This is a genomic window from Chromobacterium aquaticum (genome assembly GCF_021129195.1).
Lineage (GTDB): Bacteria > Pseudomonadota > Gammaproteobacteria > Burkholderiales > Chromobacteriaceae > Chromobacterium > Chromobacterium aquaticum.
Genome location: NZ_JAJOHW010000048.1, coordinates 1 through 15,599, shown reverse-complemented (window position 1 = coordinate 15,599; position 15,599 = coordinate 1). Strand labels below are relative to the sequence as shown.

At 62.2% G+C, this 15,599-nt stretch carries 16 protein-coding genes; 13 read left to right on the top strand and 3 right to left on the bottom strand.

The features are described 5' to 3' along the window. Positions 1-1,643, bottom strand: a 1,643-nt coding sequence (locus LQT98_RS08385; protein WP_231461907.1) for a M61 family metallopeptidase, incomplete at its 3' end; no start/stop codon positions are given. 478 nt (positions 1,644-2,121) lie between these two features. On the opposite strand from LQT98_RS08385, the gene ccoN reads away from it, so the two are divergent. The 12 genes from ccoN (at position 2,122) to LQT98_RS08325 (ending at position 13,630) form a co-directional block, all read left to right on the top strand. Continuing rightward, positions 2,122-3,546 (top strand): cytochrome-c oxidase, cbb3-type subunit I, encoded by a 1,425-nt coding sequence (ccoN, locus tag LQT98_RS08380; RefSeq protein ID WP_048410957.1) that lies wholly within the window; start codon positions 2,122-2,124, stop codon positions 3,544-3,546. 16 nt (positions 3,547-3,562) lie between these two features. Continuing rightward, positions 3,563-4,177 (top strand): cytochrome-c oxidase, cbb3-type subunit II, encoded by a 615-nt coding sequence (ccoO, locus tag LQT98_RS08375; RefSeq protein WP_043632373.1) that lies wholly within the window; start codon positions 3,563-3,565, stop codon positions 4,175-4,177. A gap of 3 nt (positions 4,178-4,180) precedes the next feature. Then, positions 4,181-4,372, top strand: coding sequence for a cbb3-type cytochrome oxidase subunit 3 (locus tag LQT98_RS08370; protein WP_048410958.1), 192 nt, complete (start codon positions 4,181-4,183; stop codon positions 4,370-4,372). Next, a complete protein-coding gene (gene ccoP / locus LQT98_RS08365) occupies positions 4,369-5,286 on the top strand; it encodes a cytochrome-c oxidase, cbb3-type subunit III (protein WP_048410959.1) in 918 nt (305 codons plus the stop codon). Before LQT98_RS08370 ends, ccoP begins: the two co-directional genes overlap by 4 nt. Positions 5,287-5,442: 156 nt before the next feature. Then, entirely contained in the window at positions 5,443-6,894 is a 1,452-nt protein-coding gene (ccoG, locus tag LQT98_RS08360) for a cytochrome c oxidase accessory protein CcoG (protein ID WP_231461906.1), read from the top strand. Between the two features lie 3 nt (positions 6,895-6,897). Then, positions 6,898-7,425: a FixH family protein gene (locus LQT98_RS08355; protein WP_048410961.1), complete on the top strand. Its 528-nt coding sequence runs from the start codon at positions 6,898-6,900 to the stop codon at positions 7,423-7,425. Next, the gene (locus LQT98_RS08350; protein ID WP_231461905.1) at positions 7,425-7,844 is read left to right on the top strand and encodes a YbaY family lipoprotein; all 420 of its coding nucleotides are present in this window, start codon (positions 7,425-7,427) and stop codon (positions 7,842-7,844) included. Before LQT98_RS08355 ends, LQT98_RS08350 begins: the two co-directional genes overlap by 1 nt. 448 nt (positions 7,845-8,292) lie before the next feature. Next, positions 8,293-9,669 carry a peptide MFS transporter gene (locus LQT98_RS08345; protein ID WP_231461904.1) on the top strand — a complete coding sequence of 459 codons (1,377 nt, stop codon included), beginning with the start codon at positions 8,293-8,295 and terminating at the stop codon, positions 9,667-9,669. A gap of 177 nt (positions 9,670-9,846) precedes the next feature. Beyond that, entirely contained in the window at positions 9,847-11,331 is a 1,485-nt protein-coding gene (locus LQT98_RS08340) for an ArnT family glycosyltransferase (protein ID WP_231461902.1), read from the top strand. Position 11,332: 1 nt separating this feature from the next. Further along, positions 11,333-12,346: a glycosyltransferase family 2 protein gene (locus LQT98_RS08335; RefSeq protein ID WP_048410965.1), complete on the top strand. Its 1,014-nt coding sequence runs from the start codon at positions 11,333-11,335 to the stop codon at positions 12,344-12,346. After that, positions 12,343-12,753: a GtrA family protein gene (locus LQT98_RS08330; protein ID WP_048410966.1), complete on the top strand. Its 411-nt coding sequence runs from the start codon at positions 12,343-12,345 to the stop codon at positions 12,751-12,753. Before LQT98_RS08335 ends, LQT98_RS08330 begins: the two co-directional genes overlap by 4 nt. Positions 12,754-12,805: 52 nt before the next feature. Beyond that, positions 12,806-13,630 (top strand): ChbG/HpnK family deacetylase, encoded by an 825-nt coding sequence (locus tag LQT98_RS08325; protein WP_231461901.1) that lies wholly within the window; start codon positions 12,806-12,808, stop codon positions 13,628-13,630. 110 nt (positions 13,631-13,740) lie between these two features. On the opposite strand, the gene LQT98_RS08320 is transcribed toward LQT98_RS08325, so the two are convergent. Next, positions 13,741-14,427, bottom strand: coding sequence for a TIGR01621 family pseudouridine synthase (locus LQT98_RS08320; protein WP_231461900.1), 687 nt, complete (start codon positions 14,425-14,427; stop codon positions 13,741-13,743). Then, positions 14,420-14,926 carry an acyl-CoA thioesterase gene (locus LQT98_RS08315; RefSeq protein WP_231461899.1) on the bottom strand — a complete coding sequence of 169 codons (507 nt, stop codon included), beginning with the start codon at positions 14,924-14,926 and terminating at the stop codon, positions 14,420-14,422. Before LQT98_RS08315 ends, LQT98_RS08320 begins: the two co-directional genes overlap by 8 nt. Positions 14,927-15,078: 152 nt before the next feature. On the opposite strand from LQT98_RS08315, the gene LQT98_RS08310 reads away from it, so the two are divergent. Next, a partial coding sequence (locus tag LQT98_RS08310) for a putative metalloprotease CJM1_0395 family protein (RefSeq protein WP_231461898.1) occupies positions 15,079-15,599 on the top strand: 521 nt, incomplete at its 3' end.

Genomic DNA, 15,599 nt, shown 5'->3' with positions numbered 1-15,599 from the left:
TGATAGCGCGCCAGCGCCTTGTCCAGATCCACCGCCTTGAGCTTGTCTATGGCCACGATCACAGCGACGCCGGACACGCCGGCGCGTTGCGCCGCGCCGCCATCGTAGACATTGAGCACGAGCACGCCCGGGGCCTCGGCCACCGCCTTGACGCCCAGGCTGGCGGGTGCCGGCTTGCCGCTCAGCGCCAGGCCGCCGCGGTCGCCGGCATTGGCCGCCGGCTCGAAGCGCAGCTCCACGCCCTGGGTTGCCAGCAGCTCGGCCAGCGGCAGCGGCTTGACGCTGCGCAGCGCATGGTCGAAGAAGGCCGTGAGATCCAGTCCGGTGGCGGCTTGCGCCTGGCTTTCCCACTCGTCCTCGGCCAGGCCCTTGCCGTCGTCCAGCCATTTGCGCCACAGCGCGCGCATCACATCGTCCAGCGACTGGCGGCCCTGGCTGTCGCGACGGATGGTCAGGTCCAGCGCCAGCGCGGCCAGCGCGCCCTTGGTGTAATAGCTGACGATGCTGTTGGGACTGTTTTCGTCCTGCCGGTAGTACTTGGTCCAGGCTTCGAAGCTGGACTGCTCCAGTGTCTGCTTCAGACGGCCCGCGCCGCGCTCGACTCCGCTGACGGTTTCCGCCAGCAGGCCCAGGTAGCGCTTCTCGTCGATCAGACCACAGCGCACCAGGCTCAAGTCGTCGTAATAGGAGGTAATGCCCTCGAAGGCCCACAGCAAGCGGGTATAGCCTTCCTGGTTCAGATCATAGGGGGTGAACGCCGCCGGCTTCATCCGCTTGACGTTCCAGCTGTGGAAGTATTCGTGGCTGATCAGGCCCAGCAGTTTCAGATAACCGTCGCCGATGTCCTCGACGCCCTGTTGCGGCAGATCGTCGCGGTTGGCCACCAGCGCGGTGGACGCGCGGTGCTCCAGCCCGCCGTAGATGTCCTTGCCGACGAAGAGCATGAACACGTAGCGCTCGAACGGCGCCGGTTCGCCGAACAGCTTGATCTGGTATTCGCAGATTTTCTTGGCGTCGCGCGCCAGGCGCTTGAGATCGGCGCGGAAGCGGCCGGAGACGACGAACTCATGCGGCACGCCGCAGGCTTTGAAGCTGACGCTTTCGAACTCGCCCAGTTCCACCGGGTGGTCGATCAACTCGTCGTAACAGGCGGCCTGGTAGCCGCCAAAGCCGGTTTTCTTGTCGGCGCCGCGCGCAGGCAGGCTGGTCGCCACCTTCCAGCCGGCATAGGCCTTGCCTTCCGGCGGCAGTATCTGCACAGAGCAGGGGTCGCTCTCATAGCCTTCCACCGCCAGGAACACGCTGGTGCCGTTATAGAAGCCGCGTTGTTCGTCCAGATAGGCGCCGCGAACCGACAGATCAAATGCATAAACCTTGTAGCGCAAAGTCAGCGCGCCCTTGACCGGCGCGGCTTGCCAGCTGTTTTTTGTCAGCTGGACCAGTTCCACCGTTTTCCCGCCGGATTCCGCGCGGATTTCAACAATATGCTTGGAGAACTCCCGAATCATGTAACTGCCGGGAATCCACGCCGGCAGCACGAACTGCTGGCCCTTCTTGGCGGGCCGGGACACGATGACGGCGACCTCGAAAAGATGCGCCGCCGGGTCGCAAGGGAGTATTGTGTAGCGAACGGGAACGGTCATGAGCAGATTTGCCTGTAATCGTTGCAAAACCTTCTGATTTTAGCACTTCCTGCGCGGATACGCCGCGTTTTATGACATTTTGATCCAGGTCAAGAAGGCAAGCCCGATAGACAATACAATCTCGCCAGTAGCAACAGTATTTGCAAGAACTGTTGCGCTCGCTTGAGACATAAAAAAGACAAATAGGGAAAGCGACCTCCCCAGGCTTCCAAACTGGCCCGATATGGGTAATTGATTTAGAATGCCGGGTTAACTAAATGGGGAAATTGCGCTATCGCAATGCGGGATGAACTGCTAATACAGACATCGGAACCGCTGCGATACGGGTCAAGCGCTTGATTTTAAAAAAGTCGTTTTCCCTGCGGCTTCGCCTGGACACAGTCACATCAGTACAGATTGGGACAGTCGCCCGGACTTTCAAGCCGTCGATGGATAGATATGTCACGTTCTGAGTTAGCAACCTTGGAGAAAACCCTAAATGGAAACGCAATCCACTTATAACTATAAGGTGGTGCGCCAATTTGCCATCATGACCGTCGTGTGGGGCATTGTCGGCATGTTGGTGGGCGTCATCATTGCGGCCCAACTGGTATGGCCCGAATTGAACTTCGGGCCCTGGTTCCACTTCGGCCGCCTGCGTCCGCTGCACACCAACGCGGTCATCTTCGCCTTTGGCGGTTGCGGCCTGTTCGCCACCTCCTATTATGTGGTGCAACGCACCTGTAATGTCCGGCTGATCTCCGACAAGCTCGCCGCCTTCACCTTCTGGGCCTGGCAGCTGGTGATCGTGCTGGCGGCCATCACCCTGCCGCTGGGCCTGACCACCAGCAAGGAATACGCCGAACTGGAATGGCCGATCAAAGTGCTGATCGCAGTGGTCTGGGTTGTTTACGCCATCGTTTTCTTCGGCACCATCGCCATCCGCAAGGTCAAGCACATCTACGTGGCCAACTGGTTCTACGGCGCCTTCATCCTGGCCGTGGCCCTGCTGCACATCGTCAACTCCGCCTTCGTGCCGGTATCGCTGTGGAAATCCTACTCCGCCTACTCCGGTGCCGTGGATGCCATGGTGCAATGGTGGTACGGCCATAACGCCGTGGGCTTCTTCCTGACCGCCGCCTTCCTGGGCATGATGTACTACTTCATCCCGAAACAGGCCGGCCGTCCGGTTTACTCCTATCGCCTGTCCGTGGTGCACTTCTGGGCGCTGATCTTCACCTATATGTGGGCGGGTCCTCACCACCTGCACTACACCAGCCTGCCGGACTGGACTCAATCTGTCGGCATGGTGTTCTCCCTGGTGCTGCTGGCTCCGAGCTGGGGCGGCATGATCAACGGCATCATGACCCTGTCCGGCGCCTGGCATAAGCTGCGCACCGACCCGGTGCTGAAGTTCCTGGTGGTATCGCTGTCCTTCTACGGCATGTCCACCTTCGAAGGCCCGATGATGTCGATCAAGACCGTCAACGCCTTGTCCCACTACACCGACTGGACCATCGGCCACGTGCACTCCGGCGCGCTGGGCTGGGTTGGCTTCATCACCATCGGTTCCCTGTACTACCTGATCCCGCGCCTGTTCGGCCGCGAATCCATGTTCAGCCTGAAACTGGTTGAAGCCCACTTCTGGCTCGCCACCGTCGGCGTGGTGCTGTACATCGCCGCGCTGTGGATCTCCGGCGTGACCCAGGGCCTGATGTGGCGCGCGCTGAACCCGGACGGCACCCTGACCTACGCCTTCGTTGAAGCGGTCAAGGCAACCTATCCGTACCACTTCGTGCGTCTGATCGGCGGCTTCCTGTACCTGCTCGGCATGTTCCTGATGGCCTACAACACCTTCCGCACCGTAACCGCGGGCCGTGCCGTAGACGCCAAGATCCCGGCCATCACCGCCCACGCTCACTGAGGCGCAAGGAATCATCATGGATAAGATTCAAAAACTGATCGAAGAGCACGTTGGTTATCTGATCGTGTTCACCCTGCTGGTCGTCAGCGTCGCCGGCCTGGTGGAAATCCTGCCGCTGGCCTTCCAGAAATCGACCACGCAGCCGGTGGCCGGCGTCAAGCCCTACACCGCCGTGCAGCTGGCCGGCCGCGACATCTACATCCGCGAAGGCTGCCACACCTGCCACACCCAGATGATCCGTCCGTTCCGCGCCGAGACCGAACGCTATGGCCACTACTCGGTGGCCGGCGAATCGGTGTACGACCACCCCTTCCTGTGGGGCTCCAAGCGCACCGGTCCCGACCTCGCCCGCGTGGGCGGCCGCTATTCCGACGAATGGCACCGCGTGCACCTGGTCAACCCGCGCGACGTGGTTCCCGAGTCGAATATGCCGGCCTTCCCGTGGCTGGCCAAGAATCTGGCCGACGCCGACAGCGTACCGACCAAGATGAAGGCTCTGCGTTTGGTTGGCGTCCCCTACACCGACAAAGACATCACCGAAGCCAAGGCCCAGGTGGAAGGCAAGTCGGAAATGGACGTGCTGGTCGCTTACCTGCAAGGCCTGGGCCTTGCCTTGAAAAACGTTCGTTAAGCCATGGACTGGGTAACCATCGGACGCTCGCTGTTCACGGTAGTGTGCTTTGCATTCTTCATCGTGGTGCTGGGCATCGCCTACAGCAAGCGCTCCAAGAACCGGTATGAGGACGCGGCCAACCTGCCCTTCCTCGACGACGACAAGGTGCAGGAAGCAGAACAAGATCAAGCTTCCAACGGAGCAAGAAAATGAGTGATTTCGTGAGCGAATTCTGGAATATCTGGATTACCGTGATCGTGCTGGGCGGCCTGATCTGGCTGACCTATCTGGTCTTCTCGCAATCCAAGATCAAGGTGCAAAAGGGCGAACAGGTTGAGATCACCGGCCACGTGTGGGACGGCGACCTCTCCGAGTACAACCATCCGCTGCCGCGCTGGTGGATGCTGATGTTCTACGTGACCCTGGCTTTCGCCGTGGTCTACCTGATCCTGTACCCGGGCCTCGGCACCTGGAAAGGCGTGTTCAACTGGACCTCGGTGGACCAGTACAAGAAAGAGCGCGCGCAGGCGGAGGCCAAGTATCAGCCGCTGTACGACCAGTTCCTGAAACAGGACGTCAAGGCCGTGGCCGCCGACCCCAAGGCTCAGGAAATGGGCAAGCGCCTGTTCCAGACCTACTGCGTGCAGTGCCACGGCTCTGACGCCCGCGGCGCCAAGGGCTTCCCCAACCTGACCGATAGCAAGTGGCTGTGGGGCGGCGAGGTGAAGGACATCCACACCACTATCTCCGAAGGCCGTCACGGTCAGATGCCGGCCTGGGGCGCCGCCTTCGGCGAGGAAAAGGTCAAGGATGTAGCCAACTACGTGCTGTCGCTGTCCAAGCGCAAGCATGACGCCGAGCGCGCCGCCCGCGGCAAGGAAACCTTCGCCACGGTCTGCGTCGCCTGTCACGGTCCGGACGGCAAGGGCAACCAGCAGCTTGGCGCGCCCAATCTGACCGACAACAACTGGCTGTACGGCGGTAGCGAGAAGACCATCATCGAGACCATCACCAACGGCCGCAACAACCAAATGCCGGCCTGGAAGGACTTCCTGGGCGAAGGCAAGGTGCATCTGCTGACCGCTTACGTCTGGGGCTTGTCCAACAACCCCAAGGCGCCGCAATAAGCCTGAACCGACATACTGCCCGCTCACGCGGGCAGTATTCTTTCACCCGGATGTTATATAATTTCATATAACATCTCGCCCACTGTCGCAGCCGCGCATTTCGCCAAGTCCATGCCATCCATGGCCTTGGTCAAATCCGCAGAGAAGGAAACGCCCATGTCCGATTCGCTCAAGGAAATCCCGATCAAGGTGGAACCGCCGCGTCCTAAAGGCCAGCAGCCCGACGATAGCGAGACCGTTTCTCTGTACGAATCGCATACCAAGATTTACCCGCGCGCGGCCAAAGGCCTGTTCAACAATCTGCGCGTGCTGTTCGTCATCGGCACCCAACTGGTCTTCCTCGGCCTGCCCTGGCTGAGCTGGAACGGGCGCCAGGCGCTGCACTTCGACCTGATCGAGCGTAAATTCCACCTGTTCGGCCTCACCATCTGGCCGCAGGACTTCGTCTACCTGGCCGCGCTGCTGATGTGCTGCGCTTTCGGCCTGTTCACCTGGACCACCATCGCCGGCCGGCTGTGGTGCGGCTACTCCTGTCCGCAGACGGTCTACACCGAAATCATGCTGTGGATAGAACAATGGGTGGAAGGCGACCGCAACAAGCGCATCAAGCTGGACAAGTCGCCGATGAGCTTGCGCAAATTCCGCATCAAATTCACCAAGCACGCGCTGATGATCGTGTTCTCGCTGTGGACCGGCTTCACCCTGGTCGGCTACTTCACCCCGATCCGCGACCTGGTCGCCGCCGCGCCGCGCTTCGACTATGGACCGTGGGAAGCATTCTGGATGTTCTTCTACGCCGGCTTCACCTATCTGCTGGCCAACTTCATGCGCGAACAGGTCTGCAAATACATGTGCCCGTACGCGCGCTTCCAGAGCGTGATGTTCGACGCCGACACTCTGATCATCTCCTACGATGAAAAGCGCGGCGAACCGCGCGGCGCGCGCAAGAAAGGCAGCGACCCGAAGGAACAGGGCCTGGGCTCCTGCATCAACTGCAGCATCTGCGTGCAAGTCTGCCCGGTAGGCATAGACATCCGCAACGGCCTGCAATACGAGTGCATAGGCTGCGCCGCCTGTATCGACGCCTGCGACGAAGTGATGGACAAGATGGCTTATCCGCGCGGGCTGATCCGCTACACCACGGAAAATGCGCTGGAAGGCAAATACCCGGAGAAAGCCATTGTTTCCCGGCTCAAGCGCCCGCGCGTGATACTGTACACTCTGGTGCTGGCCATCGTGATCGCCACCGCCATCGGCTCCATGCTGATGCGCAAGCCATTCAAGGTGGATGTGCTGCGCGACCGCGCCTCGCTGGTGCGAGAAACCGACGCCGGCTGGCTGGAAAACACTTATATCATTAAAATTATCAATACAACGGAACAGAAGCAGCATTTCAGGATCACAGCAACGGGTCTGCCCGGCCTGAAAGTGCAGGCGGATCGCGGCGATATCGCGGTGGCCGCCACCGGCAACACCGATGTCACCGTCCATGTGCAGGCCGATCCGCAATACGCGACCAAGGGCAGCCACGAGATCCGCTTCCTGATCGACTCCATCAACAACCCTTCCCTGCAAGTGGAAGAGAAGTCCAGCTTCATCGGAGAGTAATGCATGCAGCACACCCACCCCGCTCCGCGTCCCTGGTACCGCGAACCCTGGCCCTGGATTCTGTTCGGCCTGCCGCTGATTTCCGTCATCGTCGGCGTGATGTTCCTCGCCACCGCGATCCGCACCGATGACGGCCTGGTCACCGACGACTACTACAAGAAGGGCAAGGCCATCAATATGGAGCTGCGCCGCGACAAGCAGGCCTTCAACATGGGCCTGAGCGCGCAGCTGATGGTGGGCTCGGACCAGCGCACGCTGCGCTTGATCACCACCAGCAAGGTGCCGTTGCCGGCGGTGATCAGCATGCGCATGGTGCACCCGGCCCAGGATGATTTCGATCAGCAGGTGGAAATGCGCCAGGCCGGCCCCAATCTCTACCAGGCCACGCTGCCGGCGGTGCCGGTCCAAGCCAACCACTGGTATATCCTGCTGGAAGACCAAGCCAAGCAATGGCGGCTGCAGGGCGAATGGAAGCCGGCCGAAGGCCAGACCGTGTCGCTTGGCCATCCCAATCTGGAGCCGGCGGACTGATGAAGCGACTCCTGAACCACGCCCTCGCCACGCTGGCGCTGGGCCTCGCACTGAGCGCCGCACAGGCCGGCGGTTTCGTGCCGGCCTATTTGAACGGCACCATCGCGCCGCAGCAGGAGGCCGCGCTGTCCCAGACCAAGGACGTGCTGGTCAAAGTGCGCCTGCTGGACCAGAGCCGCCAGGACGCGCCGCCACAGCTGCTGGCCGAGCAGATCTTGGAAAAGCCGCGCCGCATCCCTGCGGATTTTTCGCTGTGTTATGACAAGCAGGCGATCAAGAACGACGGCCGCTATGTGATAGAGGGCCAGATCTTCGTCAACGGCGAACTGCGCTACAACAGCCGGAGCCAGACTCAAGTACTGGGCGCCGGCGCAGCCGAGCACCCACAACTACGCCTGGAAACCGTCGGCGCGAACTGAGCCGCTCCTCCCCATGCCGGCCCCGCCCAATCCAGGCGGGGCTTTTTCTTTGCCGGCGTTAACAGAAACCCTATGCCCAGTGTTGCTGTTTAGCCTCAGCGCCCAAGCTCGACTTCTTCCCGCCCGGCTACCGCCACCTCGTCCTGCCCAAACCACTTAAGCCCTTCAAACGGTGGGATTTTCGACAATAGCCCAGAGGCGAACCCTCATCGCGCTCATGTCATTTTACTGACAAATAAATATGACGAATAAAGATAGTTTGTGACGCATTTACTCTATAAATTACGATTGTATGGCAGTTATGCTTAAAAAATTTTCACATCCAAACATTTACTAGTTATTATCAAAAATTGCCTACAAAATCCAAGGCAAGTAAAAACTACAACAACACCTCACTCGATCTTGCTCGTTCAAGTGGTGTCACTCAAGTCACACAAGGAAATAATCTATGTCGACCACTTCGCATCCCAAGGGGCTCTATCTGCTTTTTGTGACCGAAATGTGGGAGCGCTTCAGCTATTACGGCATGCGCGCCATTTTCGTGCTGTTCATGATCAAGGCCCTGATGTTCGACAAGGCTCACGCCGCCGACATCTACGGCACTTATACCGGCCTGGTCTACCTGACTCCGTTGATCGGCGGCTACATCGCCGACCGCTACTGGGGCAACCGTCGCTCCATCCTGGTGGGCGGCGTGCTGATGGCCATCGGCCAGTTCATGCTGTTCTTCTCCGGCTCGCTGCATGACAGCAATGTGCAGAGCGCCGCCTGGCTGCTATACGGCGGCCTGGGCATGCTGATCGCCGGCAACGGCCTGTTCAAGCCGAACATTTCCTCGATGGTGGGCCAGCTCTACCCCGCCGGCGACAAGCGCGTCGATTCCGCCTTCACCATCTTCTACATGGGCATCAACGCCGGCTCGCTGATCGCGCCGCTGGTCTGCGGCACCCTCGGCGACACCGGCCATCCTGCCGACTTCAAATGGGGCTTCATGGCCGCCGGCTTCGGCATGCTGCTGAGCCTGGTCATCTTCTCCCTGTTCAAGAACAAATACCTGGTGACCCCGGAAGGCAAGCCCATCGGCATGGCGCCCAAGCGTCACCACGATAGCGGTGAAAAAGTGGTGCACGCGCCGCTGACCCGCGTGGAAAAAGAGCGCCTGGCGGTGATCCTGATCGTGTCCGCCTTCGTGATCTTCTTCTGGTCCGCCTTCGAACAGGCCGGCGCCTCGCTGACCTTCTTCGCCGAAGAACAGACCAACCGCAACCTGCTCGGCTTCACCGTGCCGGCGTCCTACTTCCAGTCGGTCAACCCGATCTCGGTGGTGATCTTCGCGCCCATCTTCGCCATCATCTGGACCAAGCTGGGCCAGAACAACCGCGAGCCGAACTCGCCGGTGAAAATGGCGCTGGGTCTGTTCTTCCTGGCGCTGGGTTACCTGGTGATCGCTTTCGGCGTCGAGGGCCTGGAGCCGGGCGTCAAGGTCAGCATGCTGTGGCTGGTCAGCCTGTATGTGCTGCATACCTTCGGCGAGCTGTGCCTGTCCCCTATCGGTCTGTCCCTGGTGGTGAAACTGTCTCCGGCCCGCTTCACCGGCCTGATGATGGGCATCTGGTTCCTGTCCAACGCCGCCGCCAACAAGTTCGCCGGCACGCTGTCGGAACTGTATCCGGACCCGAGCAAGCCGGTGCCGCACTTCCTCGGCTACGCCATCAACAATCTGCACGACTTCTTCATGCTGTTCGTGGCCATGGCCGGCGTAAGCTCGCTGGTGCTGTTCGCGCTGTCCTACAAGCTGAAGAAAATGATGCACGGCCTGCAATAAGCACCAAGCGGCCCCGCAAGCCGGGGCTCAAGCAAGATCCCAAAGCCGGCCTCCGCCGGCTTTTCGCTTATTCCACCGCCAACACAGAACCGGGAAAAGGCTTTATCATACGGAGCTTCCGGCTCCCGACTCATACTCGCCGCCGCGCCCGCGCGCGCCGACGGCACCGCATCCCGAATGAAACTAGCTACCCTTCCCCGCTGGCAGCAATGCGGCATCGCCGTCTTGCTGCTGTTGCTGCTGCTCCGTCTCGTCGGCCTGTGGGCGATTCCGCTCACCGACACCACCGAGGCGCGCTATGGCGAAATCGCCCGCAAAATGCTGGAAACCGGCAATTGGGTGACCTTGTGGCACGATTACGGCATCCCGTTCTGGGCCAAGCCGCCGCTGTCCAGCTGGCTGTCCGCCGCTGGCATGGTGCTGTTCGGCGTCAATGAAACCGCGGCCCGCCTGCCCTCGCTGCTGCTCGCCATCGCCACCCTGGGCCTCAGCGCTCACTTGATGCGCCGCCGCAGCGGCGGCGACGCCGCCATGGCCGCCGCGCTGATCCTGGCCAGCGGCCTGCTCTTCCTCGGCGCCGCCGGCACGGTGATGACCGACCCGGCCTTGCTGTTCTGCGTGACGCTGAGCCAGGCCGCCTTCTGGCACGCGCTGGCGCGCGGCAGCCGCCGCTGGGGCTATGTGTTCTTCGCGGGCCTGGGCCTGGGCCTACTGGCCAAAGGCCCGCTGGCCATCGTACTGGTGGGCATGCCCATCTTCTTCTGGGTGCTGCTGCGCAATCAATGGCTGGCGCTGTGGCGCAAGCTGCCGTGGATCAGCGGCACCTTGCTGATGTTCGCCATCGCCGCGCCCTGGTATGCGCTGGCCGAACTGCGCACGCCCGGCTTTCTCGATTACTTCATCATGGGCGAACACGTCAGCCGCTTCCTGGACTCCGGCTGGAAAGGCGACAAATACGGCTTCGCCCACGCCACCCCGCGCGGCATGATCTGGCTGTACGCGCTGGGCGCTATCTTCCCCTGGTCCATCGCCATGCTGGCCTGGCTAGCGCGCCACGGCGCCAAGCTGCCGCGGCTCTACCGTGACGACGACGGCTGGCTGCTCTATCTGGCCCTATGGACGCTGATGACGCTGCTGTTCTTCACCATGTCCGGCAACATCATCTTCCCCTACTCGCTGCCGATGCTGCCCGGCTGCGCGCTGCTGTTCGCCGAACTGTGGCGGCGCTCGCGCGGCGGCGACGCGAAAAGCAGCGTGCTGCCGTGGATCGCCTCGATCGGCGGCGTGGTTCTGCTGGCGCTGCTGGCCTTCAACCATTACGACGGCAACCGCTACCTGCGCACCCAGAAACAAGTGATCGCCACCTGGCAGGCGCAAGACCCGAGCGCGGACAGCGCGCTGGTCTACTGGGCTGGCCGCCGCGAGTTCTCCGCCGAGTTCTATTCCCAAGGCCGAGCGCGCACCACGCTGGACCCGCAGCAACTGCGCGCCTGGCTGGCCGGCAAACCCGGCAGCTTCATCGTCAGCGACGCCGGCGATCTTGAGCGGCTGCCCGCCGACATCCGCGCCCGCTTTGCCGAGCGCGCCCGCTTCAACATCATGGGCGACACCATGCTGCTGCTGGCCGACACCGCGCCGGCTGCGCCGATCGAGAGCAAATGAGATGAGCGACGCCTTCGTTCCCCCCTACCTGCTAGGCCTGCGCGCGCAAGAGCGCCCGGCCGATCCGCTGGTCTGCTGCATCGTGCCGGCCTATAACGAATCCGCCAACATCGTGCCGATGCTGCAAACCCTGCATCAGCTGCTCGCCGATGCCGGTTATCGCCATGAATTGATCGTCGTCGACGACGGCAGCCGCGACGACACCGTGGAACAGGTGCTGAGCCACAGCGCCGATCTGCCGGTGACGCTGATCCAGCTATCGCGCAATTTCGGCAAGGAAATCGCGCTCACCGCCGGCATCGACCATGTGCGTGGCGATATCGCCGTGCTGATAGACAGCGATTTCCAGCACCCCCCGGAAATGGTGCCGGTATTCCTAGAAGAGTGGCGCAAGGGCTATGACATGGTCTACAGCGTGCGCAGCAGCCGCGAAGACGAGCCGCTGGCCAAGCGCCTGTTCACCCGCGTCTTCTACCAGCTGGCCAATAGCGGCAGCCGCCACAAGATGCCGGCCGACACCCAGGACTTCCGCGTGCTGGACCGCTGCGTGGTGGAAGCGCTGCGCCAGATGCCGGAGCGCAACCGCTTCATGAAGGGCATGTACCACTGGGTGGGCTTCACCCAGCGCCCGATGCCGACCCAGACCCGCGAGCGCCGCGCCGGGCAGAGCAGCTTCAACTACCGCCGGCTGCTGGATCTGGGCATTACCGGCCTCACCGCCTTCTCCAATATGCCGCTGCGCATCTGGACCGTGGTCGGCTGCCTGATTTCGCTGTGCGCCATAGGCTATGCCGGCTGGGAGCTGGTGCATACCTTGCTGTTCGGCAACCCGGTCAGCGGCTGGCCGACGCTGGCGGTAGCGATCAGCTTCCTCGGTGGCGTGCAGTTGCTGTCCATCGGCATTCTTGGCGAATACGTCGGCCGCATTTTCGACGAGGTCAAACAGCGTCCCACCTATCTGATCAGCCGCATCAGCGGCCGCCAGGGCGCGTCCGGCGCGAAGGACGCGGAATGAGCCGCGAGCTGTTCTGGTTCGGCGTGGTCGGCGTGTCCGCCATGCTGCTGCATTTCGGCGCGGTGGCCTGGGTGCTGGTGCCGCTGGGCATCGCGCCGCTGCTGGCCAATGTGCTGGGCTTCCTGATCGCCTTCCAGCTCAGTTACTGGGGCCATCGCCTGCAGACCTTCCGCGCCGCTCACATTCCGCACCGCCAGGCGCTGCCGCGCTTCTTCGGCGTCGCCTGCCTCAGCTTTCTCGTCAACGAGGCAATGTACGCGCTGTTGCTGCGCTTCACGCCGCTGGATTACCGCGCCGCCCTGCTGCTGGTGCTGGTGGCGGTGGCGGTGCTGACCTTCGCGCTCAGCAAGCTGTGGGCGTTTCGCGGCCCGGCGCGGCCGCCGCGAAAACAGCACGGCCATTCTTGATTCCAGCACAATCGGATATAAAACTTTATCCGATTGCCAAGGTCACACCCCCATGACAAAACGATTGACACTCTGCGCCGACGACTTCGCCCAGTCCGACGCCATCAGCGCCGGTATCCTGGAGTTGCTGGCCGCTGGCCGCCTGTCCGCCACCAGCGTGATGAGCCAGGCGCCACGCTGGGCCAGTCACGCCGGCGAGCTGAAAGCCTTCGACGGCAAGGCCGACGTCGGCCTGCATTTCAACCTGAGCCATCCTTTCGGCGATCACGCCCGGCCCTTGTCGCACTGGCTGATGAAAAGCCAGCTGCGCCAGCTATCGCGCCCGATGCTGCGCGACGCAGCTGTCATGCAAATCGATCTGTTCCAGCAGCATTTCGGCCGACTACCGGACTTCATCGACGGCCATCAACATGTGCATGCGCTGCCGGTAGTGCGCGACGCGCTGTTCGAAGCCGTCGCGCTGCGCTGGCAAGGCCGGCCGCTGCCCTATCTGCGCGCCCCCGACCGCCTTGGCCATCCCGGCGACAACCGGCTCAAGGCGCTGGTGCTGCGCAGCGTCAGCACCGGCTTCGACGACAGCGCGCAAGAGCACGGCTTCTGCACCACGCCCTGGTTCGGCGGCATGTACTCGCTGACGCCGCAGGCCGACTTCGCCGGGCTGATGCAGCAATGGCTGGCCCGCACACCGGACCGCGGACTGATCATGTGCCATCCCGGCCACCCGGCCCAAGACAAGGACGACCCGATCGCCGCGACGCGGGACAAGGAATTCCGCTTCCTCGGCAGTCAGGCCTTCGCCGATCTTTGCACGCAATACGGCGTGGAGCTGGTCCGCTTCGACAACGCCGCACCGACGCCCACCCCGCTGGCGGCCTAAGAACCTGTTTACGATCTGCCGCGCGTCGTGGACGGGTGACACGGTGAGTACGGCTTCAGAATGCTCATGAACCACTTGTACATTCCGCTTTTTCNNTCTAAGCAGGCCGCTCACACCGCCGGCCAGTTCAAATCCCAGGGCTCGCCCAAGCCTCGCAACGCCGCGCCGCAGACTTCGGACACAAACGCTTCGCCGTGGCTGGGCGCGCAGACAAAGCTGAAGCGCTCGCCCTCCAGCTCGAAGCGCAGAGCGTAGGCATGCAGATAGCCACGGTCCGCCAGCGTGCCGCCATAGAGCGCATCGCCCAGTATCGGCGCCGATTGCGACTTCAATGCCACTCTAAGCTGATGCGTTTTGCCGCTGCGCGGCCGCAGCAGGAACAGACGCAGGCCCGGCTGCAACGAATAACTGAAAAACTGCGTCACCGCCGGGTTCTGCTGGCTGGCCAGCAAGCGCCAGGCGCCGCCGCGGCCCTTGGCCATATCGCCGGCCACCTTGCCCTGTTTCTTTCCCGGCTTGCGGTCCGACAGCGCCAGATAATATTTCTCGATCTCGCGGCCGGCGAAGGCCTCGCCCAGCCGCGCCGCCGTTTCCGCCGAGCGCGCCACCAGGATCAAGCCGGAGGTGATGCGGTCCAGCCGGTGTACCGGCCATAGCGCGTCGTCGCCCAGGGCGGCGCGCGCGGCTTCCATCAGCCCGGCCTCATCGCCGTCGCGGTGAAAGCTGACGCCGGGCGCCTTGTCCAACAGATAAAAGCGGGGATCGCTATGCAATAGGGTGAATGCCGCCTCAGGCATCGCCGTCGTCCTGGCTGGACGCCTGGCGCATGCGCTGCTCGGTTTCCATCCGCATTTTCTTGCGGATTTCCGCGTCGCGGAAACGGTGTTGCTGCTCCGTGGTTTCCAGCGTCAGCGGCGGCACCGGCACTGCCTTGCCGTTCTCGAACGCCACCATGGTGAAATAGCAGCTATTGGTGTGGCGCACCGTGCGCTTCTGGATGTCCTCGGCCACCACCTTGATGCCCACTTCCATCGAAGTACGCCCCACGTGATTGACGCAGGCCAGGAAAGTAACCAGCTCGCCGACATGGATGGCCTGCTTGAACAACACCTGATCCACCGACAACGTCACCACATAGCAGCCGGCGTAACGGCTGGCACAGGCGTAAGCCACTTGGTCCAACAACTTCAGCAACACTCCACCATGGACATTGCCGGAAAAATTGGCCATGTCCGGCGTCATCAGCACCGACATCACCAGTTCACGCTGACTCGCCTGCTCCGCTTGCTGCGCCATGTTTCGCTCCCAGAAAATCCGAAACCGCCTATTGTGCCCCCATCCCTCCGTTTTAAACAGTTTTTGCCCATTCTGCCGGGGAGCGCCTTTGATTTGGCCAAAGCCTTCCATAGCGGCTAAACTGATGAATATCAAGCTAAAACCATGAATTCATGAGCCTTTCCGGAATCTCCAGCTACGGGGCTTATGGCGGCTATGCATTGCAGACCGCCCATGGCCCCAACTGCCAGTGTCCCGCCTGCCAGCAAAGCCTGGCCAGCGCGGCGACGCCGGTGGCGGCGGCGGCTGCGTCCGGAAATCGCGCCGACAACACCGATGCCGCGCCGAAGCAGACGGATCAAGCCAAGCCCAATGCCGCGCGCGGCATCGACGGCAAGCCATTGGACGAGCAGCAGCAAAAACAGGTGGAAGAACTGAAGGCCCGCGACAGCGATGTGCGCCAGCACGAGCAGGCCCACTTGGCGGCCGGCGGCGCACTGGCCGGCGGCGGCGCCACCTATAGCTACCAACAAGGGCCGGACGGCAAGCAATATGCGATAGGCGGCGAAGTCAGCATCCGGCTCGCGCGCGGCAGCACGCCGCAGGAAACCATAGCCAATGCCCAGACCGTGCAGCGCGCGGCGCTGGCGCCCGCCGATCCCTCCGGCCAGGACCGATCAGTCGCCGCCGCCGC